The sequence below is a fragment of the Vicinamibacterales bacterium genome (genome assembly GCA_036012125.1).
GTDB lineage: Bacteria > Acidobacteriota > Vicinamibacteria > Vicinamibacterales > UBA823 > UBA11600.
Genome location: DASCOS010000034.1, coordinates 154994 through 179245, shown reverse-complemented (window position 1 = coordinate 179245; position 24252 = coordinate 154994). Strand labels below are relative to the sequence as shown.

The following is a 24252-nucleotide window of genomic DNA, read 5'->3' as shown; positions in this document are numbered from 1 at the left end:
GCTCAAATTCCCGTTGGGCATCCTCGTAATGGATACCTTTTTCGAGCATCTCTACGATCAATTGATTGAGTTTCTCGCGCACGCTTTCGACTCCGCAGTCGGCAAACTCAGTTGGATACGTGGCGCTCACTGTAGATTGGTATTACTGAGTACCCGCAGAGCCTCAATATACTTTTCACGGGTACTTGCCACGACGCTGTCAGGTAACGTCGGGGCTGGCAGCTGCTTATTCCACTTGATGCTCTCAAGATAGTCGCGGACGTACTGTTTATCGAAACTTGGCTGCGGGCCTCCGGGTCGGTAATCTGACTTTGGCCAGAACCGCGACGAGTCGGGTGTTAGGACTTCGTCGATGAGAATTACCTCCGAACGGCCACCGTTGTTCACGAGTCCGAACTCAAACTTTGTGTCTGCGACAATAATGCCGCAGGTTTCAGCATGAGCGGCTCCGAACGCGTACAGCGACATGGTGATGTCTCGGAGTTGCGAAATAAGGTCGCCGCCTATCAGTTTACCCGCCTCAGCCTCGCTAATGTTAATGTCGTGGCCCGATTCGGCCTTGGTCGCCGGGGTGAATATTGGCGATGGTAATTGGTCAGATTCCCTGAGTCCGGTCGGCAACTTGATGCCGCAAACAGCGCCCGTTTCCTGATATTCCTTCCATCCTGAACCAGACAGGTATCCCCGTGCTACGCACTCGACCAACACTGGGTCCGTTTTTTTCACAAGCATTGAGCGGCCACCAAGCAGTTCGGCGTGGGGCCGTAATAGCTCAGGATATTCTTCAGGTGTAGTGGATACAACATGATTGGGAACAATATGGCCTGTCTGGTTAAACCAGAAGGCCGAAAGCTGTGTCAGAACCTTACCCTTGTCAGGGATTACAGAACCGAGGACAAGGTCGAATGCCGATATGCGATCGGTCGTTACCATTAGTAGGTATTTACCCACGTCATACATGTCCCGTACTTTTCCGCGGCCATATACTGTTATGTCCGGCAGTAATGTTTCAGTGACGACGTTTTTAGGAGAAGATGATGGAGACATAGCTGTCATGCTTAGAAGCTCCGACAAAAGGGTGACTAGCTTACAAATGATTGTCAGTGGCAGCAAGGCAAAAGATGTGACCTTAGGCACGCTTGGTTGTTGCGAGTTCGCCTGTGATCTGTTCCTCGGATGGTTGGACTACCTCTGGCGACACAACTATCTTCCTTCCATGGAGTTGCCGGGATGGGTATAGTAGCTTCCGTCCGAGGTAAGACTGGGCTGTGTCTGTAAGCCCGCGAAAAGGCCGATGACTCACCATTTGCGTACAGTCGCGATCGTGGTTCTCACTGTAGGACTGTTAGTCTTTTTCCTTCTTGGCGTTAATCTAGAAGAGGTGTGGGGCGAAATGCGTGGCGGGCACACCGGTTTTCTCCTACTGGCGAGCCTAATGCAGGCACTGCTGTACTTACTCCGTGCTTGGCGTTGGCGACTGTTGCTTCGACCGATTGGCCGGGTTCGATATGGCATTGCTCTTCGCGCGACCATAATTGGATTCGGTTTATCGGCGATGCTGCCGGCTAGGCCTGGTGAGGTGGCGCGAGCGTACGTGCTTGCGCGCAGAGTGGGTTTTAGCACGACTGCCACATTTGCCACGATCATTTTTGAGCGGTTGCTCGACCTGATAACAGTTTTGCTCCTGTTTGGTGCCTTCTTAACATTTTTCGACCCTGGTGTGGAGCACCTGAATGCGCGTGTGTTGACTGCGCTGAAGGTCGGGGCCACGATCAGTGGAGCGGCCTCGCTTTTTGCCCTTTGGGCGGCGTTTACAATCGCTGGTCGACCGGGGGCACTCAATTGGATTTTTGGGCCTATTAGTAGGCTCTTACCTCGGCGCGCGGCCGAAATCGTTGATGGACTTGCTGCGAAAGTCGCCTCAGGATTCTCTGTGGTCCGGCAGCCAGGCGTGTTAGTAGGAGCACTGGCGGCGTCGATCATTCTCTGGCTTGCGATCGCAGTTGGTGCTTGGGCTGCGGTTTCGGCATATCGACTGGCGGTCCCTTTTACGGGTACATTCCTCTTACTTGCGTTGTTACTTGTAGGGGTAGCGGTTCCTACTCCGGGAGCTGTCGGTGGATTTCATGCCGCACTTTATCTTGGGCTAACCGCATTCTATCGGGCGCCACCAGATTCAGCGGCTGCTGCAGCCATCGTTTTACACGCAATATCGTTCATCCCTGTGGCTCTAGCAGGTTTAATACTGATGGCACAAGAGGGGATGACTTTTGCCTCAGTACGTTACGCAGCTGCGGGGAAGAACGCCGAGGGATCTTAAGCGATTTTTTCTGGGGACGAGGGAAAGGGAGTTCACTATGAAGTGTCCTTTTTGCGGTCATATTGGTGACAAGGTCGTTGATTCGCGAGAACACAAAAGTGGTGCCTCCATCCGCCGCCGCCGGGAATGTTTGGATTGCAGTCGTCGCTTTACTAGTTACGAGCGGATCGACGAGGTTCCCTACATGGTGGTTAAGAGAGACAAGATCCGCGAGCGATTTGAACGCCAGAAGGTGGTTAGCAGCATGCTCAAGGCGTGCGGTAGCCGTCCTGTGTCCGCAGCGGCGCTCGAGGCTGTTGCAGATCGCGTTGAGGCAGCGTTACAGGAGCAGCCTGACAAGGAAATGTCTGCGGAGGACATTGGCATGTTCGTGATGCAGGAGTTGAAGAAACTCGACCAAGTTGCCTACGTTCGTTTTGCTTCGGTCTACCGAGATTTTCGAGATATCGATGAGTTTATGACCGAGTTGATGGACCTTCGTGGAGCAAAGGAGGCTGATTAGCTGATTCTCTCGGCCTCGTCATCGAACGAGTGGCTACGTCTGTATGGGTGGAAAAGGTGAGGAACAGGGCATGCGCTACCATCCAGTCAGGCATGGCTGGGTTACTGCATTAGCCGACATGTGAAGGGCATCGGGTATTTCACCACATAAGGGTATACATCCATGAAAGCGACGGTGTTGGTTGTCGACGACGAAGCTGGCGTGCGAACAGCTTTGACCGGCGTCCTAGGGGAAGAAGACTACGAGGTATTTGCCGTCGAGAGTGGTGAGGCCTGTTTAAAGTGGTTGAATGGTCATCACTGTGACTTAATTATCCTGGACGTTTGGCTCCCGGGGATTGATGGGTTTGAGACGCTGGCACGTGTTCGGGAACGCGGGTTAGACCCTCAGGTGATCGTTATGTCCGGGCACCACAATGTTGAGTCCGTCGTTCGTGCCATCAAGATGGGTGCTTTTGATTTTGTCGAGAAACCACTCTCCCTCGAAAAAATATTGCAGATTGTTGGTGAAGCACTAAGAGAAAAACTAAGTGAACAAACCAATATCGATGATGAATCCTGCCCTTAGAGAGCTGTGGTGCAGGCTAATCTACCTCGCCAGCCGGAAGCCTTGTAGTTGACCGTTGGCCTCAACAGTGGCTTGGGTCGTGACAGATTATTGTTACGGGTAGAGCCGGCGCTCGAGAATATGGTCTTCTGGGAACTTGGGTAACGCAAGATCGCAAGGCTCGGTGTTGGCGAGAGCTTCCTCAGGAATTAATCCGATGATCTGGCTATCGGTAACCGTTACACCGAATCGCGTGGTCTCTTCTCGGATACGTGCCATAACTGTGGACATAGATGTGGTCCGATAGTTAGTCAGATTCATCGAGATCTGGGTCAAGTTCCTATCGCCAAGGCGAACACCTAGAGCTTTGACGCACGGGAGCCCTCCGCCACTTTCACGAACTCGAACAGCGATGGCTCTAGCGATCCTAACGTCTGGGGTCGAAAGATTAACATTCCAGGCAACCAGTGGACCCCTAACGCCAACCGCGGTCGCACCAGCTGATGCATGGGGAGTTAGCGGACCGAAGTCAGGCCGCCACTTGGCCTCCGCCATTTTCTTTGAAAGTCCTTCGAATTGACCGCGTCTCACGTTTTCGAGCCGCTTCCTAGAAGTGTTCGTTGCTGCCGCTTCGTACAAATAGACTGGCACCTCAAAACGGTCGGCAATTGCGCGGCCAACGCAGTGTGCTAGTGCGATGCACACGTCGAGAGAGGTATCGTCCAAAGGCACGAATGGCACCACGTCCACCGCACCTATCCTCGGATGTACACCGCGATGTTGCCGCAAATCGATATCAGCAATGGCCGCGGCGAACAACGCGAGGACGGCAGCTTCTAAACCCCGAGGGTCACCGACGAGCGTAAAGACAGACCGGTGATGATGAATATCGGCTGAATGGTCCAGCAAGCGAACGTCGGGTATTGCTTGTATTGTGGCGGCTAGGGTATCGAGGACACTGAGCCGTCGTCCTTCGCTGATGTTCGGAATGCACTCGATGGCAGCCACACGACAGTTTTAACACATCTAATGTCATAGTTTCGATACCCTAGGGATGGTCGTCAGAGATACACAATCGATTGACGAAGACAATTCCTTCGCGGATAATCGGCGTGCCTACTGCGAGGACCATGTCTAATTATTCGCGGTATTCTGTTCCACCATCTTCACAATGAGATGTCTGCAGTGTCACTACATCGGTTTTGACGATGCTAAGAAGTGTCGGAATTGCGGCTACATCTTTGCCCAAATACCACGCGACGATGCAAGGCTGAATCCACTGGTTCCATCAGCTAAAAGGTCTACCCAACGGAGGCTCGATGAGGCTTTAGGGAATGGTGATGCGGAGGTTCGTCAGGAGGCCAGTGATTCCTTATCCGATGAAGGGCTACCATTGTTTCCGGATCGCCCTGATTGGGCTGATTCGGATCCCGATCGCGGTACTCGATCGCCGCTTTCTGTTAGGCGAAGAACACCTGAGGTCCCGCGGATGCGAACCGAGTCCAGGCTGGTTTGCGAGGAAGTACCGATACCTAAGCCTAGTCTACTGTCCCCGACGGACCATCTCACAGTCAACGCTCAGAATGAACCGGCGCATATATTCGCACCTGGTTTCCTCAGGGTGATCGCGTCGGTTATTGACGTTGTTGTACTCGGCGTTGTGGATATGAGTGTTATTTTTCTCACGCTTCGACTTTGTGGGTTGACTTGGTCTGAGTGGTCGATGTTGCCAAGGGCGCCAATCAGCGGATTTCTTCTCATGCTAAACGGAGGATACCTGGTGGCGTTTACAACAGCCGGTGGCCAAACAATTGGAAAGATGTTTTGTCATCTTAAGGTTGTCGGCACCGAGGGGGAACCGGTCTCTCTAAGTAAGGCTATGCTGCGAGTAGTGTCTTTCTTCGTTTCTATACTACCGTTCGGCCTTGGCTTCATTGCTCAGTTCGGCGATCGCTATCGGCGGACGGTACACGACCGCCTCGCTGAAACACGTGTTGTCAAGGCGCCTTAAAGATTCTATTGAGTTGGATGAGCCTTCAGCGGATATTTGACCTGCTTGGGTGTCCTAGGCAATGTGGTTGGCAATCAGACTCGAACGAAACGCTGGTATTTTGAGTATTGAATCGTGAAACGTTTAGCTGTCGCTGTTTCGACAGGTTTTTATTGCGGGTACGCTCCGGTGGCGCCTGGAACGGTGGGCTCTGCGCTAGGCCTAGTGGTTCTTGGAGTGCTCCGCACAATTGCATCGCCGCTGGTGGAATTGGTGACGATCGCTGTGTTATTAGCTGTTGGAGTGTGGTCGGCGTCGGTGACCGAGCGTTACGTTGGCCGCACTGATCCTGGAATCATAGTTATCGACGAGATTGTCGGCATGTTGCTAACCTTTGCATACCTAAATGTCGGCTTTGGTTCGTTGGTTTTCGGTTTCGTCCTATTTCGCGTGTTCGACATTATTAAGCCATACCCTGCGAGAGCTTGCGAACGGTTACCAGGTGGTTGGGGGGTGATGGCAGACGATTTGGTGGCTGCTCTGTACGCGCAAGCGGTATTGCGCGGCGGGATCTGGGTGATAGCCGCTTTGGGCGCATGAGGTCAACGTTTATCGACACGGCGGCAATCATTGCTGTTGGTAGTGAACTACTAACCCCTTACCGTGCTGACTCGAACTCTCTGTTTCTCACTGCCCGCTTGAATGATTTGGCAATTGAGGTTCAAAGTAAGGCGATTGTTGGTGATGACCGAAAAATGTTAGCTCTGGCGATCGAGCGTGGTCTCAATGATGCTGATCTTGTTGTGATGACTGGTGGGTTAGGTCCGACCGATGACGATATTACGCGAGATACACTGGCTACAGTTCTTAATGCGCCTCTCGTAGAACGACAAGAGATCCTCAGTCTGATTCAGGCGCGTTTCGCGGCTCATAAACTCAAGATGCCAGAGATTAACCGTCGCCAAGCGCTAGTGCCGCGTGGTGCGGAGATTATTTCCAACGGACGCGGGACAGCTCCTGGATTATGGCTGGAGTGGCGGGAACGTGTGGTCATTGCTTTACCCGGACCGCCACGGGAACTGGAGCCAATGTTTGATGGACAGATCCTTAAGCGCCTTGCGCTGCGAGTGCCTAGCCTTCGACTGGCACGTCGTGTTGTTGGAGTGTCCGGACGCGCCGAATCGCAGGTCGAAGAGCAGGCGCGCCCACTTTATGCACGTTGGAAGGAACGGGACCCTGCGGTCAGGGCGACAATCTTAGGAAGCCCTGGGCAGGTTGAGTTGCACCTCTCGACTCGGACCTCGAATCTACGAAAGGCTGAGATTTCCCTTAACTTGGCTGTTGAGGAGCTAGTCGGAGCTCTTGGGCGCGATGTGTATACAACGGAGGGACTTCCTCTTGAGCAAGTTGTTGGCAGCCGTCTTCGTTTCCATGGGTTACGGGTAGCGTTAGCCGAATCATGCACGGGTGGGCTCTTAGCGTCTCGGCTGACTGATGTGTCTGGAAGCTCCGCTTATCTCGACTTGGCTGTAGTTACATATTCTAATTTGGAAAAGATTAATCTTTTGGGCGTACCGGCAGCCCTCATCGAAACACATGGCGCGGTCAGCGAGGCTGTAGCTTTGGCCATGGCATCCGGTGTTGCGGCCAGAGCTAAGGCCGACATCGGTGTCGGCGTTACAGGCATTGCAGGGCCCGCAGGAGGCACTACTGCCAAGCCGGTCGGAACGGTGTTTATTGCTGTAGCCGGTGCAGGAGTTGAGATGGTTAAGTTGTTTGCATTTCGAGGTGAACGGGATATGGTCAAACGCCAAGCGTCACAGGCAGCGCTCGACATGCTCCGGCGAATACTTGACGATCATGAGTGACAGTGCCTCACGATCACGTCTCTTCATTGCCGTTGATCTCAGCGCGGTTGTGCGTCGCACGGTCGTAAAGATTTCTGCGTCGATTGCTGAATCTCTTACGATTAAAGGAGGGTCAAGAATCTCTTGGGTGCATCCGCGGAACCTCCATGTCACGGTAAGATTTCTTGGGCTGGTACACCCAGTCGTGATGGAACGACTACGGACTTTATTGGTTCAGCCTTGGTCGGTTGAAGCCTTCGAATTAGAGTTAGCGGCTGCGGTCACCGTTCCGTCGTCTGGTGCCCCGAGGGTAGTATGGCTGGGCGTACGCGACCGTGCTTCAGGTTTTGACCGTCTAATGCCAGAACTTTATGGGCGGCTCCATGCAGCCGGTGTCGTTCAAAATCAGGTGCGGTTTGTTCCACACGTTACAGTTGGACGTGTCAGGCGAGCGCCGCAGCGTGGGAGGATGATTCGTGACGCTGTTCAAAAGATTAGGGTCGAAGCTGTACGATGGCAGGTAAAGCATTTAACTCTCTATGAGAGTCGCATGGCCTCGTCGACTCCAGATTATGTGCCGCAAGCAACTGGGGTGCTACAGGCTATCGCTCCGTGATGAAGATGACAGATGTTTGGATAATTGCACTCGGGTATTTCGCTGGTTCAGTCCCGTTTGCCTTTCTTATACCGAGATGCTTTGCCGGCGTGGACGTGCGTAATGTGGGGAGTGGCAATATAGGCGCTGCGAACGTCTTCCGAGCAACCCGGCCATTAATCGGATTAGCCGTATTCGGACTTGACGTGTTTAAGGGCTTTGCGATTGTTTTGCTCGCCACGAGACTTGGTATGGACGATCCAACGCGTACAGCAGCTGGAGTAGCAACGATCATGGGCCATATCTATCCTGTGTGGCTTAGATTTCGTGGAGGGAAGGGAGTGGCCACGGCGGGTGGTGTCTTCGGCGTATTGTCGCCGATAGCTGCCCTGGCAAGTGTAGTGATATTTCTCGTTGTTGCTTGGTGGACACGTTACATTTCTGCCGGCTCGATTGTGGCATCACTAATACTCGTACCCTTACTCTATGTGATGGCAGCTCCCCCTTCGACGATGATCGGTGGGTCATTAGTCACGGTGCTCATCCTCTATCGACACCGAGGAAATCTGATTCGGTTGAGTGACGGGACAGAGCGGCGTTTTGGACAGTAGGAGGAGGCTTTAAGAGCATGGCGCATCGGTTGACGGTACTTGGAGCGGGTAGCTGGGGCACAGCGCTCGCGGTTCATATGGGGCGGGTGGGGCACGAGGTACGACTCTGGGGACGTGATGCACCGCTTGTCGCCTCGATGATTGAACACCGTCAGAATTCTGCTTACCTTCCTGATTTTGTACTGCCGGAATCGGTTATGCCAACTGCATCTCTGGAGGAAGCGTTGGTTGGGTCCACATGTGTTGTGGCTGCGGTACCCTCACACGGAGCCCGCACGGTAATCCAGCAGGCTAGTGCTTTCTTGCCTGGAGGTGTACCGATCGTGAGCGCTACGAAGGGGCTTGAGCCGGGCAGGATGAGGCGGATGTCGCAGGTTATCGAGGAAGAGATGGGTGGAGCAAATCCTGTGGCGGTACTCTCTGGGCCAAGCTTTGCGGCTGAGGTAGCACGTGACCTACCTACAGCGGTGCTAGTTGCATCGAGGGAACCATCTCTACTGAAGCTGGTGCAGGAAGAATTCCGGTCTAAGTACTTTCGGCTGTATGCGAGCAACGATGTCATCGGAGTAGAGCTTGGCGGTGCGCTCAAGAACGTCATAGCAATTGCGGCTGGCGTCGTCGAATCGCTCGGTCTCGGGAATAACGCTCTGGCTGGCTTGATCACGCGAGGTCTCGCTGAGATGACACGTTTGGCGTGTGCTGAGGGTGGGCGGCGTGAAACCCTGGCTGGTTTGAGCGGTCTCGGTGACCTCGTATTGACTTGTACCGGCGGGCTTAGCCGTAACCGGAGAGTCGGTCTTGAACTAGGCAAGGGACGGCCTCTCGAAGCGGTCCTTGGTGAAATGAAAATGGTGGCAGAGGGCGTGCGAACCACTGGTGCTGCACTTGCTCTTGGTGTCGAGCATGGTATCGAACTACCCATTGCCCTGCAGATGGCCGAGGTTTTGGCGGGTAGGGTAGCACCTTTTGAGGCGGTTGAGGCATTAATGCTGAGACGTCAGCGAGTTGAAGCTGACACGAATGAGCCGGCATGACTGGTCTTCCGTCTATGTCGTGCCGAGATTGTTGTCGATGGTGTTCTGACTGATCCACAGCTTGTTATAAGTGCGAAAATGTTGGGGTAACGTGTGGCAGGGGTAAGGGAGTTTACGTAAACAGTTAGCCTTGGTGAAGTGCTGGCTTTTTCTTAGAGATAGGTAGTTGCCTTTGGATGATGGCGAGTACATGGGTCGGGCCTTGAGAATGGCTGCCCTGGGTCGAGGCCTGACGAGTCCCAATCCACTGGTGGGGGCGGTCGTCATTTCCCCCAGCGGTGCTGTCGTCGGTAGCGGTTACCACCGACGTGCTGGCGAGCCCCATGCCGAAGTGTATGCGTTGCGTGCGGCTGGACCGGCCGCTCGAGGGGCGACCCTGTTCAGCACACTTGAGCCCTGTTGCCACACGGGCAGTACGGGGCCGTGCGTCGATCGAATTGTGGAGGCTGGTATTGCTAGGGTCGTGATTGGAGTTGAAGATCCTAATCCGCAAGTACATGGGAAGGGCATTCAGTTTCTTCGCGAGCATGGAATTGCGGTGACCGTGGGTGTGTGCGAAACGGAGGCCGCTCACTTGAATCTGCCGTTCTTCATACGCGTTCGGTATGGCCGACCGTATGTAATGATGAAAGTGGCGCTAACGCGGGACGAGTGTGTTGCGGAAGCGTTGGGGGTGCGGAGTAACATCACTGCCGAGCAGACGACGAGTGATGTGCACGCCCTGCGGGCTGAGTTCGACGCAGTGGGTGTTGGTTCTGGGACCGTGTTAATTGACGATCCTGAACTGACCGTTCGAGCGTCTCCTCAGACGCGACCGTTGACGCGTGTAATCTTCGATTCGCGCTTGCGGGTGCCTTGCTCGGCGGCGATGTTTTCGACCCAACAAGCCGGGCCGATTCTCATCGTTACGACCGAGGCTGCCGTGGCACATTCTTCGGATCACGCCGAGGCGCTCGAGTCGCTCGGAGCCAGGCTTTTGGTAGCACCGCTTCATGACTTGACCTCTGCACTGACCGTTCTCAGTAATGAAGGGATAACATCTCTACTGCTGGAGGGTGGTCCGACTTTGCATGGAGCAGCGTGGGAGGCAGGGGTAGTCGACCGGGTCCGAATCTACGTTTCCCAAACAGAGTTTGGTAGGAGTGGAGTCCGTTGGTTTCGGATGAGGTCAGCAATAGTTGAGTCACTTAATAATTTGGATGTTCGAATGGTCGGGCCAGACGAATGTACGGACGGATATGTTCACCGGATTGATTGAGTCCATCGGAATAGTGCGAACCGTGGCGCCCATGATGAAGGGGCTGCGCCTGAGTATTGATACTGTCCTAGCAGGCGAGTTGTCGGTCGGGGACAGTGTGTCCACCAACGGAGTCTGCTTGACCGTCATAGAGGTCACAAGCGAGATGTTCGACGTCGAGGTCTCGCCAGAAACAACCCGAGTGACAACGTTGGGAACGTTAGCTGTGGGCCACGTCGTCAATCTTGAACGGCCGGTACGGGCGGACACGCGCATGGGTGGACATTTTGTCCAAGGTCATGTCGATGCAGTAGGTTGTGTTGAGACCATACGTTCAGAATCTGAGTACCACCGTGTGAAGATTGCTTTTCCTGACTCGCTTTCAAGGTATTTGGTAGAGCGTGGCTCCATTGCCCTTGATGGCGTTAGTTTAACGGTTGTTGAACTCCGAGCCAGTACGTTCGATGTCCAAATCATTCCGTTCACATGGGAGCATACTGCTTTTAGTAAGTACTCTGAGGGTGATGCAGTGAACCTAGAATGCGATATTCTTGGTAAGTACGTCATGCGTGCCATGGAAATCAAGTCGCCAGACTCATGTTGAGTAAGCGGCGTAATCGAGGCATACCATCATGAAGTCCCGTTCGGTAGGACGTAAAGGATCGTTGAAGGTGGCCCATCGATCTGAAGATTATGGGTTTTCGTCGGTTGAGGATGCAGTGGCAGCGGTCCGTTCGGGCAGGATGATTATTGTGGTTGATGATGAGGATCGTGAGAACGAGGGTGACCTTACGATCGCGGCCGACAAGATCACTCCGGAGGCTATTAACTTTATGGCTCGGTACGGTCGCGGGTTAATTTGCATGCCTATGACTACTGAGCGCTTGGATGAACTCGATATTCCACTTATGGTGTCGCAGAATACAGCACGTTTTGATACTGCATTCTGCGTTTCGATCGAAGCAAAGGAATCTACAAGTACTGGAATTTCTGCAGGTGATCGTGCTGCCACGGTGCGAGCTGCTATGGACCCGGAGACGCGTCCCGCAGATTTGGCTAGACCTGGCCACATGTTTCCGCTCCGTGCGCGACCTGGCGGTGTACTTGTTCGTTCAGGTCAGACGGAAGCTGCAGTGGATCTCGCACGGATCGCTGGTTTGAACCCAGCCGGCGTTATTTGCGAGATCATGAACGATGACGGCACGATGTCGCGTGTACCAGAACTAGCTAAGTTTGCAGGTTTGCATGACCTGCCGATGATCACGATTGCTGAGCTGATTAAATATCGAATGGCGACGGAATGTCTGGTAAAGCGACTCGCGTCGGCAAAGTTGCCAACTGATTTCGGTGAGTTTCGTGTTATTGCGTATAAGAACATCATCGGGAACGAAACCCATGTAGCGATGGTCCGAGGTGAAATAGGAGATGGGCAGGACGTGGTTGTTCGGGTGCACTCCCGCTGCTTGACTGGTGATGTGTTCCATTCCACACGCTGTCCATGTAGGCGACAGTTGGATGCTAGCCTAGCTCGCATTGCTCAAGAGCCTCGCGCCGTACTGTTATATCTCAACCAGGACAGTCAAGGAATGACTTTGGCTAATCAGATTCTGGCTTACGAGCTTCAAGACCAGGGTCTTAATTCTGTGGAGGCAAATGAACGCATCGGTGTGAGTCCTGACCAGAGAGATTATGGTATCGGTGCCCAAATTCTGCGTGATCTTGGAGTTCGTTCGATGCGCATATTAACCAATAATCCCCGTAAGTTTGTTGGGTTAGAGGGCTACGGTCTTTCTATTATCGAGTCGATTTCGTTCGCGGTTGGGTCTAACACCGATTCGGGTAGGAACCTGGGTTCCGGCTAGCGCGACTCTCTATTGTTCAGACCAACTACCGTCTCGAAGTGCGGCATAACTAAATAACCGGGGCCACTTCCATCCGTTCCGTCGTTGACAGGTTGGCTAAGGCTAGACTACGATAAACGATTGCGCGTGAGTGGCTTACAGTAATTATAGCCTGCTCTTATCTAGTCGCTGAGTAATTGAAAAAGGGTTGTTGGTATGTTGTCGATACGTATGCGTCGTGTGGGATCAAAAAAACAGCCGTTTTATCGTGTAGTCGTCTTAGATTCAGCAAAGGCAACGGATGGTCGATTCGTCGAGATTCTCGGCTACTACAATCCGAGGACCGATCCTGAAACTATTGAGTTGGATCGAGAGCGGTTGGCTCACTGGGTGAAACGAGGGGCTCGAGCATCTGACACGGTCAGAACGCTTATTAAGCGCCATCCGATTGCTGTTGCAGAAGCTGAGGAAGTTACGGAGACGGCGACGTCGTGAGCCGGGCCCGGACACTCGTCGAAGTTGTTGCGAGAGCACTGGCGGAACTGCCCGAAGAAGTGAGTGTTTCTGAAACTACCCGTCAAGATTCAGAATTGATCGAACTGTTTACGGCACCCGGTGATCTAGGAAGGATGATCGGTCGGAGGGGGCGTACCGCCGCTGCTTTTCGCACACTGGCAGCAGTGGCCGCTGAAAAGGAAGGTTGCAACGTGACGGTCGAGTTTCGTGACAGGTCGCCCGATGACAGACGGTGACGAACGTTTACTCGAATGTGCGGTCGTGGGTCGGGTAGCGCGTACACACGGTCGTTCGGGTCAGGTCATCGTGAATCCTGAAACGGACTTTCAACATCAGCGCTTCATGGTAGGCGCTGTGTTCTTTGTCTGCTCCGACGACCGGGTTAGTCGAGCGACTGTGACTTCGGCAAGATTTCACCAAGGGCGTCCGATTCTGGGTTTTGAGGGGGTCGAAACGATCGATGCAGCGGAGATTTACGTTGGTGCTGAGTTGAGAGTGCCCTTATCAGAGCTGAAAGTGTTACCGACTGATATGTTTTATCACCACGACCTTATCGGCTGTGCCGTCCGGATGCCTGACGGGATGGTTCTTGGGTCGGTAGCTGCTGTTCAGGGAAATGCCGAGAATAGTCGACTTGTTATCCAAACAGCAACAGAGGAAGTGTTGGTACCTCTAGCTGCTGATATCTGTCAGCAAATAAGTGTTGCTGATAGGACTATTGAGATTGATCCGCCTGAGGGGCTGCTTGAGTTGAATACTACGAGCCGATCTCGGAGTACGGGATGAAAATTGACGTCGTAACAATCTTTCCGGAAACTGTCCAAGCGGTGCTTAGGGAAGGTGTAGTGCGGCGTGCTATCGATAGAGACCTTGTTGAAGTACGAATTCATGATCTGCGTGACTATAGCGATGACCGGCACCGTAGTGTGGACGATGTTCCATATGGTGGTGGCCCAGGAATGGTATTAAAGTGCGAACCACTCTTTCGTGCTATCAGTTCGATAGAAGACAGCGTTGGGTTGCCGGAAGCTGTGGTGTTAATGTCGCCACAGGGAAAACGATTTGCGCACCCCGATGCTCAGCGCCTAAGTCGTTTGTCACATTTTGTTGTGCTCTGTGGTCGGTACGAGGGCGTTGACGAACGAGTTAGAGAATCCATTGTAACCGAAGAGCTATCGATCGGAGACTACGTGCTAACGGGTGGGGAGCTGCCTGCGTTGGTAATCATTGATGCTGTAGCTAGGCTAGTGCCAGGGGTTGTGGGAGACGCTCGTTCGGTTGAAAGTGAGTCCTTTGTGCGGGGCTTACTCGACTTTCCGCAGTACACGCGGCCTGCTGAAGTGAGAGCATTGAGGGTGCCGGAGACTTTACTGTCGGGTCACCATAAGGAAATTTCTAGATGGAGGAAGCGGGAGGCGGTACGACGCACTTTAAATCGTCGTCCAGATCTACTTGCTCAGGCTTCTCTCGATGACGAGGAACGTGCCATTCTTCAAGAGCTATTGACGGAAAGGGTGAAGGGGGCAGAAGTATGAACGCGATCGAAACTATCGAACGGGGCCAGTTGGTAGAGCGGCCAGTAATGCAGTCTGGCGATACCGTAAGGGTTCACGTAAAGGTCCGTGAGGGTGAGAAGGAGCGCGTTCAGATATTTGAGGGCGTGGTTATTGCTCAACGTCGAGGCGGTGCTCGGGCGTCATTCACGGTCCGCAAAGTATCGTTCGGACAAGGAGTTGAACGGATTTTTCCTTTACATTCGCCCATTGTCGATCGCATTGAAGTCGTAAGATCGGCGCGAGTACGCCGGTCGAAGTTGTATTATTTGCGAGAACTTCGGGGGAAGGCCGCCAGGATGCGCGAGCGGAAGCCGAAACCCAGGGCCTGATTTTCTTCCCCGTTTGGCACTCAGACGACCAAAGCGAAGAAGCGCTGGGATGCCCAGACCTACTGCTCGTCGTACTACTGAGAACGCAATCAGGCGTTTGGGGTTTGCGAGGGTAGCCGGAGTCGATGAAGTTGGGCGCGGATGTCTGGCTGGTCCATTGGTTGCTGCAGTCGTCGTCCTAAATCCCGACCGGCACATTCCTGGTGTTTGTGACTCAAAGCTTTTATCTGCCTCGGCTCGCGAGTGTCTGTATGAAGAAATCGTTTCATTGGCAGACGGGTGGAGCGTTGGTTGGGCGAGTCCCTTTGTCATTGATAAGTTAAATGTTCACCAAGCAACGTTCTCTGCGATGCGGGACGCGGTGATGGGTTTAGTGACGCTTCCTGATTTTGTACTTGTAGACGGTTTCTGTATTCCAAACCTTGAGTTACCGCAACGTCACATTATCGGTGGCGACCGTCGGTGCTCGGCCATTGCTGCCGCCTCAATTATTGCTAAGGTTACACGAGATCGTCACATGAGACTTTTGCACGAACGAGATCCCCGCTACGGCTTCGACCGGCATAAAGGCTACCCAACGGCAAAGCATCTTGCTGCTATCAGTTGCCACGGTTATTCGACGGTGCATCGACGGTCATTCCACTGTTCGTCGCTGAGTGACGCACCGCACTGATCTCGAGGTGTTACTTCTTTTGATTTGTAGTGACCTCTCTGGTTTTTCAAGTGTAATGCCCTCCTGTAATGGACTTGGTGACTTGTTCGATAACCATGGCTATTTGTTGTAACGCCGGTTGACTCCGGTGATAGCCCGATGTCGATAGCGGTATTAAGTATTTAGCGAAAGTTGTGATCGCGTGCTAATGGGTTCTCCGCTAAGTGGTTGGCTATTTGTTGCTTACTTTCTGGAAGTGGGACTGGTGTTGACTTTCGTTCCGTGGTCGACTTACTGGGATCGGAATCTTCTTGGCGAAGTCATTCCAACGTTAAGAGTGGTCCTTCAAAACAACTATGTTCGGGGCGGTGTGTCAGGAATCGGTGTGATTAATCTTATTGTTGCCTTTGACGAAATCATGACGGTTATAGCGAATACTCGATTAAATAATGCACCTAATAAATCTGTCGCAGTGTCGGTTCTTGAAGATCCGGTCGAAGTTATCGAGCCCAGGTCCAATGAATCCTAAGGGTGAAACGTTATCAACGCGTGGTCCGCTCATCTGTCTTGTTACCGATCGTCAACGTTTGTCTCCAGGGGCTTCACTGGATTGTCAGATTAATAATCTCGTTACCTTCGTAACTTCGGCGGCAGTAGCTGGAATCGGAGTTGTTCAGGTGCGTGAACGAGATTTATCGGGACGGGTACTGACGTCGCTCGTTTCGCGATGCGTTAAAGCCACGGCCGGCAGTGCCATGCATGTTGTCGTGAACGATCGTGCTGATGTTGCACTTGCGAGTGGTGCGGCGGGCGTTCACCTTCGTGAGGACTCCGTCAAGGCAGAACGAGTCCGTACGATCAGTCCTCCTTCGTGGTTGGTGAGTCGTGCAGTTCACGATTCATCGATGGTGCTATCAATGTCCTCAACCTTGGACTATTTGGTCTTCGGTACTGTATTTCCGAGCCCTTCCAAGGCTATGACAGATGTGCCCGCAGGTCTTGGTGTACTTGAGAGGGTGATTAGTCAGAGTGAGATACCCGTGGTGGCCATTGGGGGCGTTAACGAGGATCGCCTCAAGAAAGTGTGGATGGTTGGTGCTGCGGGCTTTGCTGGTATTGGTCTATTCATTGAATCGGCTAGGGCAGGTTCTACTTGGACCGCTGGCCTCACTGATCTTGTTCAGCGTGTGCGACGGTCGTTTGACAGTGCCAGGTCTCACGTCTAGAGTATGTAGTTCCAGATCCGACAATGTTCGATTCTGATGGGGATTATTCGTGATGCTGCAAGTAGATATTGGGGCTCGGTTGCGAGAGGCGCGGGAGGCGCGTGGTTTAACCCTTGATGAGATTGCGGCAACCACAAGGATTGCTATTGGAACGCTTAGATCCTTAGAGCGTAATGAGGTCGATTGTTTACCGAAGGGTATTTTCTTTAGGTCATTTGTGCGTTCGTACGCGGCAGAGGTTGGTCTTGATCCCGAGGCGACGTTACAAGAGTTCTTGTTAGCACACCCTATCGATGGCCTGGTTGCGGGAGGTCCACGAGCAGCCGATTGGCAAGAGGGAGATCATATTTTTGAAAATCATCGAGAGATGGCTAGAGTGTGGTTCACACTTACGGCTTTTAGCCTTCCGCTTATTGGCTTAATAATCTATTTTAGTTTTGTTGGATTAGGTTCACCGACTTAAAATGATTTAGCACAGACATCGAAACCCACGGATGTCGTTGGGTCGATTGGCGAGGTCGCATTTGTGGAGACTTCGCTTTCGACTCGCGAAGGTGCGTTGCTAATCGACATTGAGCCGCAGGGTCCTTGTTGGGTGCAATTGACTGTTGATGGTGAGCCCGTAATGTCTAGGTTGGTACAAGCCGGTGAAAGCCTTCAGGTTGAGGCGGATAATGAGATTGTCATTAACGTCTCTGATGCTGGCGCCTTCAGGTTTACGCTAAACGGTCGCGCTGGGAGACGACTGGGCACAGCGCGCGAGATTGTCACCGTATTGATCAACCGTGATAACTACCGCGACTACCTGGTGTCATAGTGGCGTAGTTGCCAAACTCGATGATGTGAACACCACGACACCTTATTTATTGCTTCAGAGACTATTTAACAGAATAGTCGACATCCTGTTTCTCGAGTATCAATAGCACATCTTTTACCGGTGTTTGGCGCGGCGTTTTTTCGCCAGAGTCCACTCGGATCGTAACTGCGATAGGCCGTCCATATACACTGCTGCTTCTTGACGTGCACTCTCTGTCGGCAGCGACTTGAGTAGCTCGACGGCTTTATTCACGTTGCCCTGAATCGTTCTCGGGGTCGCCTCAAGATACAGCTTCCGTATTTGCCTGACGTTATTCCTTGTAACCGTGGGAGCCATGACGAGGAAGATGGACGAAGTTATTCGGGTGGTGCCACGCCAAGAGTGATCTGGAGTCCGTTCGTGTCGATGTCACACGGCAGTATCGTTGCACCGCCGTTACTTAATGCGGAGGATACAGCGACAACCTCTGTGGGTTCCGCTAAGCTGACGATGCATCCTCCTCCGCCCGCTCCACAGACTTTGGCCCCAAGTGCACCGACGCTTCTGGCCTGCTTAATGAGATTATCAATAGCCGGGGTGGTAACCCCGGGAGCTAGACATTTACGTAATTCCCACTCTCGGTTCATCTGATGGCCGACCTCTCGCCAATTGCCAGCAACCAATGCTGACCGCATAGCTCTGGCAACCAAACAGATTTGTTCAAAATGATCGATAAGGCTCGGTTCTCCATCGATCCTTCCCTTCATGACCTGCCAGTTGTTAATCCCTGATTGTCTTGAAACGCCACTATAAGCGACGACTAGGCGATCGGCGATCGCAGGAGTATCAACGTCGAGAGGCACACGCGTTATTCCTCCAACTCCCATCTCAATTGCGGAAATACCGCCGTAATAAGCGGGGCGATAGTCCTGTGCACCAGTCGGCACATTGATTACTTGAGCCTCGATGTTCATTGCGATGTCGAGAAGTTTCTCGGGGGAGAGGTTGAGGCCTCGCCACTTGGTGAATGCGGCGCATGTGGCAACGTTCAGGGCTGAAGACCCAGCGATACCTGCACCAATTGGAGAATCACTCTGAATTACGATGTTAAGTCCTTCGCCCTCAAAGAATTCGCTGATGCGTTTTATCAGGCTCCATGAAGGGTCATCAGGTAGTTCCGATCGATGTGTAACCTCAATGAGTTTATTGGTGTTGAGGGACCGCAAAACAAGCCTTCGGTCATCACGAGTTTGTAACCAACAGCGGGCTTTAAGAGTCACGGCAACGTTTATTGTTTGAACATCTGTGTGGTACAGATACAGAGGCCATATGTCTAAGGTGGCGCCGGCAAGGTCAATCCGCATAGGGGCGGACGCTTTGAGCTGCACTGGCGCATTATAATGTGACTACGGGTGAGTTGGGTGGACAGCCCAAGTGATCACTAGCTATCACTAACGCGACATGTCACAAACTGCGTTTCGTCGTCAAGTGGGGCAGTTCGCCATTGTGGGCTTTCATGGCTACACGGTGCCTGACGAACTGCGCATGTTGGTGAAAGAGTTTGATATTGGTGGCGTTATTTTGTTTTCACGCAATATCGACAGTCCAAATCAGGTTGCTGAACTTACGCGTGAGGTGCAATCGCTTCGACGGGATTGGCCATTGTGGGTCAGCGTTGACCAAGAGGGTGGTCGAGTCGCTCGCCTTCGCGATCCCTTCACGGAGTGGCCTGCGATGCAAGTACTTGGCAAAAGTCGTGACGCTAATCTAGCCCGCCGATTTGCATCAGCCCTCGCCTCTGAATTAACTGCTGTCGGTATTACCCTCAACTACGCACCAGTCATGGACCTACACACGAATTCGAAGAATCCTGTCATTGGCAACCGTGCAATGTCTGAGAATCCGGCTATCGTTTCAACACTCGGAGTTTCGATCATTGAAACCTTGCAGTCAGGGGGACTCGCTGCTTGTGCTAAGCACTTTCCAGGACACGGTGACACTAGTCAGGACTCGCACCATGAACTACCAATCCTCGACATCGATTTGGCGTGTTTGGACAAGCGGGAGTTAGTTCCATTTCGTGCGGCGATTGGCGCAGATGTTGCGTCGGTTATGACTGGGCATTTGCTAGTTCGGAGTCTTGATGAAGTTCGGCCCGCGACGCTATCACGGCGCGTAGTGCACGATCTGCTCAGGGGTGAATTGAATTACGGTGGCTTAGTTGTGACGGACGATATGGAAATGAAGGCGATAACAGGGAGATATGGCATAGAGGAGGCTGCTGTGGAAGCTGTTGGCGCTACTGTCGACCTGCTGCTGTTGTGCGGGACCGATACAGCGAGTCATGCCGGTGTGTTAGAAGCTCTTATACACGCGGCGGAGCAGGGTAGCTTGGCAATGCACGACCTGGAGAATTCTCTCGGGCGGCATCGGAAAGTGAAGGAGCGGTATTTAACAAAGTTGCCGTTAAGAAGGCCTAAAGGTCGTGTCGAAGATTGGATCGGGCGTAAGGAATACAGGATGATTGCCGAGGAAATAGCTCACCATGCCTGACGGTGTTCTGAATGAACTTGATGTCAGCGTAATCCGTAGTAGGTTGCGCGAATGCTAAAACCCAAGGCTTTACGTCCAGGTGACCGCCTGGCGATCGTTGCCCCAGCAAGTGGATTCGACCGTTCGGAGTTTGAGCTTGGTCTTACCGAATTGCGGGCGCTCGGATTTGACCCAGTTTATGACGAGAGTGTTTTTGATCGACGTGTCTACGTTGCTGGCGAGGCCGCAGAACGAGCTGAGGCGTTCCGTAAGGCTTGGCTTGATCCTGATATTGCCGGTCTGGTTGGAGCGCGAGGAGGCTATGGCAGCGTTCAGCTGCTCCCGTGGCTTACCCCAACCGAATTGCGACGAAGCCCGAAGGTGTTCCTTGGTTACAGCGATTTAACTAGTTTGCTTGCACATCTTACAACCGGATGTGGCGTGGTCGGGTTCCACGGTCCCACGGTCGTTGGACGTCTGTCTAAGGGTGAAGGAGCCTATGACCGGGAGTCCCTGAAGCGAGTGACGATGGTAGCCGAACCATTCGGGGAACTCTCACCTGATAGCCTTGAGACTCTGAATCCTGGTGAAGCTACGGGGACTCTCCTCGGAGGCACTCTGACCCAGCTCGTGGCTTCACTGGGTACGCCATATGCGTTTGCACCTCAGAAACCGTTCTTGCTGTTCATCGACGAGAGCGGCGAGCGTCCATACCGGCTCGACCGCATGTTAACCCAATTGCGATTGAGCGGTCTCTTAAGTAGGGCCTCAGGAGTTATATGGGGTGAGTTACCAAGTTGCGATGAACCGGCCGGCGAACCAACGGCCAGGGCGACGGTTGCTGATTTACTTTCAGATTTTAGGGGCCCTGTTGTGTTCGGCTTTCCTTCTGGTCATACACGGGGGTCGGCGATTACCTTGCCGTTCGGTGTGCGTGCTCGGCTCAGCACAGAAAGTAGGCCACGTTTAGTTATTGAGGAGGCGGCGGTTTCGTGAGGCACGTTCACTTTATCGGTATCGGTGGCACAGCGATGGCGACTCTCGCGGTCATGCTCAAGCAGCGCGGTGTCGACGTGCAAGGCTCAGACCAAGCGATTTATCCTCCGATGAGCGACGTTTTGGCGGCTGAAGGAATCGAGCCCTTTGATGACTTTCGACCTGAGCAGATCAGTGGTGATGTGGATCTCGTCATTGTTGGAAATGCTATTTCGCGCGGAAATGTGGAACTCGAAGCGGTGCTTGATCAAAAAATGGCCTACGCTTCTCTTCCGGAAGTTGTGCGCAACCAATTCCTATGGGATTCTCGATCATTCGTCGTTGCAGGCACACATGGTAAGACGACGACCGCAGCGCTTGTCGCGTGGCTACTAACACATGCTGGTCGCGATCCGAGCCTGTTGATGGGAGGGGTGGCTAAGAATTTTGGGGCGAGCCATCGGCTTGGCCGAGGTCGGGAATTCGTTATCGAGGGAGACGAATACGATAGTGCATTCTTTGATAAGACGGCGAAGTTTCTTAAGTATCTTCCAGATGTGGCTGTGGTTGGCAATCTGGAATTTGATCACGCGGACATTTTTGACGATCTTGATGCTATTCGTCTCGAGTTTCGTCGGCTAGTTCGACTTATTCCTGGGCAGGGTCTCCTGATAGTTGGTGCTGATAGCGACGAAGCCTTCGCGCTTCGGGATGAAGCCCACTGTCGTGTTGAGTCGTTCGGACTCAGTTCAGGCGCTGACTGGAAAGCGGTTTCGATTACGACGGTTGAAATAGGTACTGAGTTTTGGATTGAGAGAGACGACGAACCATTTGTGAGGATAACTTCTCCGTTGCTAGGTGACTACAACGTTCGGAATGTGCTTGCGGCGACGGCGATGGCGGCGGCGGCAGGCGTGGATGCAAAAGACATCGCTAATGGTGTAGCGACGTTCGAGGGTGTAAAACGACGACTTGAGTCGTTGGGCGAAGTTCGCGGGGTTACGCTCTATGACGATTTTGCGCATCATCCGACGGCTGTAGCTGAGACGTTGGCGGCGGTCAGGGCAGCCTATCCTGGTCGACGCATTTGGGCAATTTTTGAACCTCGCTCGGCGACTGCCTGTCGTCGACTGGTTGAGGCGGATCTTGTATCGGCTCTGATGAAAGCCGATGAAGTCGTCCTAGCGCCTGTCTACCGCAAGACAGTTGCTGAAGCCATGCGACTCTCACCAGAGCGGGTCATTGCAATGCTGACTACGAATGGAGTCCGGGCAAGATATCTTTCCGAGGTGGAGGATATTGTAAAGGTCGTGGCTGAAGAGGCCCGTGAGGGTGATCAAATTGTGATCATGTCGAATGGGGCATTCGCCGGTATTCACAATAAACTTTTGACTGCGTTGAGTGTCGCATGACAGCTCCTGTCGAGATTCGCGCGGCTGGAGACTCTGCGCTCGTCGTCGAGTTAGGCACTGAAATCGATTCTACTCTGAACGCGCAGGTTGTCGCGATCGCAGCGACACTTCGTCAGGAGCAAATCGAAGGGGTCCGCGATGTCATTTCAAGCTATGCTTCGGTTACCGTCTGCTTTGATCCGCTACGTACCAATCTCGAGAGTCTAATCTCTGCCATTACACGCCACGTTACTAATACTGCTACTACTACGGCGACAGTGTTGGCACCATCCCGATCACCAAGGGAGATTCCTGTTTGTTACGGGGGTGTGTATGGACCTGATCTAGAAGCCGTTGCAAATTACGCAGGCTGTTCAACCGACGATGTGGTACGTCTCCATTCGGAGGTTGCCTACCGGGTCTATCTGTTAGGTTTCGTACCAGGATTTGCCTATATGGCAAAGGTTAATGAGCGGATTGCAATGCCCAGACGTGAGACGCCGAGAGTATCTGTCTTGGCTGGTACTGTGGGTATTGCTGACTGTCAGACTGGAATTTATCCTTCCGCCACACCAGGCGGATGGCAACTCATTGGACGCTCGGCATTCTATCCGTTCGATCCAAATCGTGAGGAACCGTTTCTGTTTACGGCGGGGGATACTGTGCGTTTTGTACCGGTGGACGAGATAGAGTTCCGCTCTTTAGTGGGCCCAGGTGTTACGAATGGTGACTTTTGATGGGCATCCATGTGAATAGTCCGGGGATGTTAAGCACGGTGCAGGATCTTGGTAGATGGGGTTTTCAGAATCTCGGAGTGCCCGTTGCTGGTCCAATGGATCGCTACTCCCACCGTTTTGCCAACGCCTTACTGGGTAATCCGTTAGGATCTGCAACTCTAGAAATCACATTATTGGGACCAGAACTTTCCTTCGGACTTGCCACAAGAGTAGCGGTTACCGGTGCTGAATTCGAACTTGCCCTTAACGAGAAACTAGTGCCGATGAATGAACCGGTGGTTGTAGCGGCCGGTTCGAGATTATGTTTTGGCGAACGACGTGTAGGTGCTCGGGCCTACCTAGCAGTAGAGGGTGGTTTTGATGTGCCCGAGGTGTTGGGAAGTCGCTCGACACATCTTCCGAGTCAGACCGGTGGTATGGGGGGTCGTGCACTGATGACTGGTGATGTCCTGCATTCACGGTCGTTTGATGGGGAAAAGCCACAGCCTCCTCGATTACGGAACTCTCTCCTTCAATTACCAAGTGGAGGGGCCAGGATCCGTGTCATGCTTGGACCGCAGGAACGACTCTTCACGCCGTCAGGGACTAAGACTTTCTTTACGTCGCGGTATGTAATCAGTAACCAGTCCAATCGCATGGGTTATCGCTTGGATGGTCCGCCCATTTCCCTGGCCCCGTCAGTCGGTGTGCTGTCCGATGCAACGCCGACGGGTACAATTCAGGTGCCAGGTTCAGGTCAGCCGATTATTCTGATGGCGGATGGACAAACGACGGGTGGCTATCCAAAACTAGCGACCGCTATCACAGCGGACCTTCCACTGCTAGGGCAGTTGAGTCCTGGAGATTGGGTGGAGTTTGAGGTGTGTGACCGAGCGGGTGCCCTAAGTGCTCTAATCACGCAGGAGCAGACACAATTAAACTAATCCCCTAGTCTTTCTAGATCTAATTACAGCGGATACGGCGACCGGTCTTTTACAGGAATCAGATATCGTTCTGTCCTGTAAGCGTTGGCTAAGTAG

30 protein-coding genes are annotated in these 24252 nt (G+C 53.0%); 27 read left to right on the top strand and 3 right to left on the bottom strand.

Annotation, left to right across the window (positions count from 1 at the left end):
* Positions 1 to 126: 126 nt before the first annotated feature.
* Positions 127 to 1056 (bottom strand): phosphoribosylaminoimidazolesuccinocarboxamide synthase, encoded by a 930-nt coding sequence (locus QGH09_10520; GenBank protein HJO18620.1) that lies wholly within the window; start codon positions 1054 to 1056, stop codon positions 127 to 129.
* Between the two features lie 238 nt (positions 1057 to 1294).
* On the opposite strand from QGH09_10520, the gene QGH09_10515 reads away from it, so the two are divergent.
* The 3 genes from QGH09_10515 to QGH09_10505 all read left to right on the top strand — a co-directional run bounded on the left by QGH09_10515 (position 1295) and on the right by QGH09_10505 (position 3389).
* The gene (locus QGH09_10515) at positions 1295 to 2320 is read left to right on the top strand and encodes a lysylphosphatidylglycerol synthase transmembrane domain-containing protein (GenBank protein HJO18619.1); all 1026 of its coding nucleotides are present in this window, start codon (positions 1295 to 1297) and stop codon (positions 2318 to 2320) included.
* A 37-nt stretch (positions 2321 to 2357) separates the two neighbouring features.
* Positions 2358 to 2822 carry a transcriptional regulator NrdR gene (nrdR, locus tag QGH09_10510; GenBank protein HJO18618.1) on the top strand — a complete coding sequence of 155 codons (465 nt, stop codon included), beginning with the start codon at positions 2358 to 2360 and terminating at the stop codon, positions 2820 to 2822.
* A gap of 162 nt (positions 2823 to 2984) precedes the next feature.
* Positions 2985 to 3389, top strand: coding sequence for a response regulator (locus tag QGH09_10505; GenBank protein HJO18617.1), 405 nt, complete (start codon positions 2985 to 2987; stop codon positions 3387 to 3389).
* Positions 3390 to 3482: 93 nt separating this feature from the next.
* On the opposite strand, the gene ftcD is transcribed toward QGH09_10505, so the two are convergent.
* Positions 3483 to 4376, bottom strand: coding sequence for a glutamate formimidoyltransferase (gene ftcD / locus QGH09_10500; GenBank protein ID HJO18616.1), 894 nt, complete (start codon positions 4374 to 4376; stop codon positions 3483 to 3485).
* A gap of 163 nt (positions 4377 to 4539) precedes the next feature.
* On the opposite strand from ftcD, the gene QGH09_10495 reads away from it, so the two are divergent.
* The 19 genes from QGH09_10495 (at position 4540) to QGH09_10405 (ending at position 17619) form a co-directional block, all read left to right on the top strand.
* Positions 4540 to 5379 carry an RDD family protein gene (locus QGH09_10495; protein ID HJO18615.1) on the top strand — a complete coding sequence of 280 codons (840 nt, stop codon included), beginning with the start codon at positions 4540 to 4542 and terminating at the stop codon, positions 5377 to 5379.
* A 114-nt stretch (positions 5380 to 5493) separates the two neighbouring features.
* Positions 5494 to 5958 (top strand): phosphatidylglycerophosphatase A, encoded by a 465-nt coding sequence (locus tag QGH09_10490; protein HJO18614.1) that lies wholly within the window; start codon positions 5494 to 5496, stop codon positions 5956 to 5958.
* Positions 5955 to 7226: a competence/damage-inducible protein A gene (locus QGH09_10485; protein ID HJO18613.1), complete on the top strand. Its 1272-nt coding sequence runs from the start codon at positions 5955 to 5957 to the stop codon at positions 7224 to 7226. Before QGH09_10490 ends, QGH09_10485 begins: the two co-directional genes overlap by 4 nt.
* Positions 7219 to 7821, top strand: coding sequence for an RNA 2',3'-cyclic phosphodiesterase (thpR, locus tag QGH09_10480; GenBank protein ID HJO18612.1), 603 nt, complete (start codon positions 7219 to 7221; stop codon positions 7819 to 7821). Before QGH09_10485 ends, thpR begins: the two co-directional genes overlap by 8 nt.
* Before the next feature lie 5 nt (positions 7822 to 7826).
* The gene (gene plsY / locus QGH09_10475) at positions 7827 to 8411 is read left to right on the top strand and encodes a glycerol-3-phosphate 1-O-acyltransferase PlsY (GenBank protein ID HJO18611.1); all 585 of its coding nucleotides are present in this window, start codon (positions 7827 to 7829) and stop codon (positions 8409 to 8411) included.
* A gap of 17 nt (positions 8412 to 8428) precedes the next feature.
* On the top strand, positions 8429 to 9445 hold the full coding sequence (locus QGH09_10470; GenBank protein ID HJO18610.1) for an NAD(P)H-dependent glycerol-3-phosphate dehydrogenase: 1017 nt from the start codon (positions 8429 to 8431) through the stop codon (positions 9443 to 9445).
* A 190-nt stretch (positions 9446 to 9635) separates the two neighbouring features.
* Positions 9636 to 10703 carry a bifunctional diaminohydroxyphosphoribosylaminopyrimidine deaminase/5-amino-6-(5-phosphoribosylamino)uracil reductase RibD gene (gene ribD, locus QGH09_10465; GenBank protein ID HJO18609.1) on the top strand — a complete coding sequence of 356 codons (1068 nt, stop codon included), beginning with the start codon at positions 9636 to 9638 and terminating at the stop codon, positions 10701 to 10703.
* The gene (locus QGH09_10460; GenBank protein HJO18608.1) at positions 10684 to 11286 is read left to right on the top strand and encodes a riboflavin synthase; all 603 of its coding nucleotides are present in this window, start codon (positions 10684 to 10686) and stop codon (positions 11284 to 11286) included. The genes ribD and QGH09_10460 overlap by 20 nt, the downstream gene beginning before the upstream one ends.
* Before the next feature lie 67 nt (positions 11287 to 11353).
* Positions 11354 to 12544, top strand: coding sequence for a 3,4-dihydroxy-2-butanone-4-phosphate synthase (gene ribB / locus QGH09_10455; protein ID HJO18607.1), 1191 nt, complete (start codon positions 11354 to 11356; stop codon positions 12542 to 12544).
* A 195-nt stretch (positions 12545 to 12739) separates the two neighbouring features.
* Complete coding sequence (gene rpsP, locus QGH09_10450; protein HJO18606.1) at positions 12740 to 13018, top strand: 30S ribosomal protein S16; 279 nt, start codon at positions 12740 to 12742, stop codon at positions 13016 to 13018.
* Positions 13015 to 13275 (top strand): KH domain-containing protein, encoded by a 261-nt coding sequence (locus tag QGH09_10445; GenBank protein ID HJO18605.1) that lies wholly within the window; start codon positions 13015 to 13017, stop codon positions 13273 to 13275. Before rpsP ends, QGH09_10445 begins: the two co-directional genes overlap by 4 nt.
* Entirely contained in the window at positions 13262 to 13825 is a 564-nt protein-coding gene (gene rimM / locus QGH09_10440) for a ribosome maturation factor RimM (protein HJO18604.1), read from the top strand. The genes QGH09_10445 and rimM overlap by 14 nt, the downstream gene beginning before the upstream one ends.
* Positions 13822 to 14574: a tRNA (guanosine(37)-N1)-methyltransferase TrmD gene (gene trmD, locus QGH09_10435; GenBank protein HJO18603.1), complete on the top strand. Its 753-nt coding sequence runs from the start codon at positions 13822 to 13824 to the stop codon at positions 14572 to 14574. Before rimM ends, trmD begins: the two co-directional genes overlap by 4 nt.
* Entirely contained in the window at positions 14571 to 14924 is a 354-nt protein-coding gene (rplS, locus tag QGH09_10430) for a 50S ribosomal protein L19 (protein HJO18602.1), read from the top strand. The genes trmD and rplS overlap by 4 nt, the downstream gene beginning before the upstream one ends.
* A 49-nt stretch (positions 14925 to 14973) precedes the next feature.
* A complete protein-coding gene (locus QGH09_10425; GenBank protein HJO18601.1) occupies positions 14974 to 15597 on the top strand; it encodes a ribonuclease HII in 624 nt (207 codons plus the stop codon).
* Between the two features lie 187 nt (positions 15598 to 15784).
* Positions 15785 to 16105: a hypothetical protein gene (locus QGH09_10420; GenBank protein ID HJO18600.1), complete on the top strand. Its 321-nt coding sequence runs from the start codon at positions 15785 to 15787 to the stop codon at positions 16103 to 16105.
* Positions 16095 to 16802: a thiamine phosphate synthase gene (locus QGH09_10415; protein ID HJO18599.1), complete on the top strand. Its 708-nt coding sequence runs from the start codon at positions 16095 to 16097 to the stop codon at positions 16800 to 16802. Before QGH09_10420 ends, QGH09_10415 begins: the two co-directional genes overlap by 11 nt.
* A gap of 52 nt (positions 16803 to 16854) precedes the next feature.
* A complete protein-coding gene (locus tag QGH09_10410) occupies positions 16855 to 17265 on the top strand; it encodes a helix-turn-helix domain-containing protein (protein ID HJO18598.1) in 411 nt (136 codons plus the stop codon).
* A 63-nt stretch (positions 17266 to 17328) separates the two neighbouring features.
* The gene (locus tag QGH09_10405; protein HJO18597.1) at positions 17329 to 17619 is read left to right on the top strand and encodes a DUF4115 domain-containing protein; all 291 of its coding nucleotides are present in this window, start codon (positions 17329 to 17331) and stop codon (positions 17617 to 17619) included.
* Between the two features lie 356 nt (positions 17620 to 17975).
* Here QGH09_10405 and QGH09_10400 read toward each other — a convergent pair whose 3' ends face one another.
* On the bottom strand, positions 17976 to 18878 hold the full coding sequence (locus QGH09_10400; GenBank protein ID HJO18596.1) for a hypothetical protein: 903 nt from the start codon (positions 18876 to 18878) through the stop codon (positions 17976 to 17978).
* A gap of 181 nt (positions 18879 to 19059) precedes the next feature.
* On the opposite strand from QGH09_10400, the gene nagZ reads away from it, so the two are divergent.
* The 5 genes from nagZ to QGH09_10375 are packed head-to-tail and all read left to right on the top strand — an operon-like array spanning position 19060 to position 24156.
* The gene (gene nagZ, locus QGH09_10395) at positions 19060 to 20151 is read left to right on the top strand and encodes a beta-N-acetylhexosaminidase (GenBank protein HJO18595.1); all 1092 of its coding nucleotides are present in this window, start codon (positions 19060 to 19062) and stop codon (positions 20149 to 20151) included.
* Between the two features lie 51 nt (positions 20152 to 20202).
* Complete coding sequence (locus tag QGH09_10390; protein HJO18594.1) at positions 20203 to 21126, top strand: LD-carboxypeptidase; 924 nt, start codon at positions 20203 to 20205, stop codon at positions 21124 to 21126.
* A complete protein-coding gene (mpl, locus tag QGH09_10385) occupies positions 21123 to 22517 on the top strand; it encodes a UDP-N-acetylmuramate:L-alanyl-gamma-D-glutamyl-meso-diaminopimelate ligase (GenBank protein HJO18593.1) in 1395 nt (464 codons plus the stop codon). Before QGH09_10390 ends, mpl begins: the two co-directional genes overlap by 4 nt.
* Positions 22514 to 23233 (top strand): 5-oxoprolinase subunit PxpB, encoded by a 720-nt coding sequence (gene pxpB / locus QGH09_10380; protein HJO18592.1) that lies wholly within the window; start codon positions 22514 to 22516, stop codon positions 23231 to 23233. Before mpl ends, pxpB begins: the two co-directional genes overlap by 4 nt.
* Complete coding sequence (locus QGH09_10375) at positions 23233 to 24156, top strand: biotin-dependent carboxyltransferase family protein (protein ID HJO18591.1); 924 nt, start codon at positions 23233 to 23235, stop codon at positions 24154 to 24156. Before pxpB ends, QGH09_10375 begins: the two co-directional genes overlap by 1 nt.
* Positions 24157 to 24252: the final 96 nt, after the last annotated feature.

Coding starts and splice junctions, on each gene's coding strand:
- QGH09_10520 (HJO18620.1), bottom strand. CDS start 1,056: ATGACAGCTATGTCTCCATCATCTTCTCCTAAAAACGTCGTCACTGAA.
- QGH09_10515 (HJO18619.1), top strand. CDS start 1,295: ATGACTCACCATTTGCGTACAGTCGCGATCGTGGTTCTCACTGTAGGA.
- nrdR (HJO18618.1), top strand. CDS start 2,358: ATGAAGTGTCCTTTTTGCGGTCATATTGGTGACAAGGTCGTTGATTCG.
- QGH09_10505 (HJO18617.1), top strand. CDS start 2,985: ATGAAAGCGACGGTGTTGGTTGTCGACGACGAAGCTGGCGTGCGAACA.
- QGH09_10495 (HJO18615.1), top strand. CDS start 4,540: ATGAGATGTCTGCAGTGTCACTACATCGGTTTTGACGATGCTAAGAAG.
- QGH09_10485 (HJO18613.1), top strand. CDS start 5,955: ATGAGGTCAACGTTTATCGACACGGCGGCAATCATTGCTGTTGGTAGT.
- thpR (HJO18612.1), top strand. CDS start 7,219: ATGAGTGACAGTGCCTCACGATCACGTCTCTTCATTGCCGTTGATCTC.
- plsY (HJO18611.1), top strand. CDS start 7,827: ATGACAGATGTTTGGATAATTGCACTCGGGTATTTCGCTGGTTCAGTC.
- QGH09_10470 (HJO18610.1), top strand. CDS start 8,429: ATGGCGCATCGGTTGACGGTACTTGGAGCGGGTAGCTGGGGCACAGCG.
- ribD (HJO18609.1), top strand. CDS start 9,636: ATGGGTCGGGCCTTGAGAATGGCTGCCCTGGGTCGAGGCCTGACGAGT.
- QGH09_10460 (HJO18608.1), top strand. CDS start 10,684: ATGTTCACCGGATTGATTGAGTCCATCGGAATAGTGCGAACCGTGGCG.
- rpsP (HJO18606.1), top strand. CDS start 12,740: ATGTTGTCGATACGTATGCGTCGTGTGGGATCAAAAAAACAGCCGTTT.
- rimM (HJO18604.1), top strand. CDS start 13,262: ATGACAGACGGTGACGAACGTTTACTCGAATGTGCGGTCGTGGGTCGG.
- trmD (HJO18603.1), top strand. CDS start 13,822: ATGAAAATTGACGTCGTAACAATCTTTCCGGAAACTGTCCAAGCGGTG.
- rplS (HJO18602.1), top strand. CDS start 14,571: ATGAACGCGATCGAAACTATCGAACGGGGCCAGTTGGTAGAGCGGCCA.
- QGH09_10425 (HJO18601.1), top strand. CDS start 14,974: ATGCCCAGACCTACTGCTCGTCGTACTACTGAGAACGCAATCAGGCGT.
- QGH09_10420 (HJO18600.1), top strand. CDS start 15,785: ATGGGTTCTCCGCTAAGTGGTTGGCTATTTGTTGCTTACTTTCTGGAA.
- QGH09_10415 (HJO18599.1), top strand. CDS start 16,095: ATGAATCCTAAGGGTGAAACGTTATCAACGCGTGGTCCGCTCATCTGT.
- QGH09_10410 (HJO18598.1), top strand. CDS start 16,855: ATGCTGCAAGTAGATATTGGGGCTCGGTTGCGAGAGGCGCGGGAGGCG.
- nagZ (HJO18595.1), top strand. CDS start 19,060: ATGTCACAAACTGCGTTTCGTCGTCAAGTGGGGCAGTTCGCCATTGTG.
- QGH09_10390 (HJO18594.1), top strand. CDS start 20,203: ATGCTAAAACCCAAGGCTTTACGTCCAGGTGACCGCCTGGCGATCGTT.
- pxpB (HJO18592.1), top strand. CDS start 22,514: ATGACAGCTCCTGTCGAGATTCGCGCGGCTGGAGACTCTGCGCTCGTC.
- QGH09_10375 (HJO18591.1), top strand. CDS start 23,233: ATGGGCATCCATGTGAATAGTCCGGGGATGTTAAGCACGGTGCAGGAT.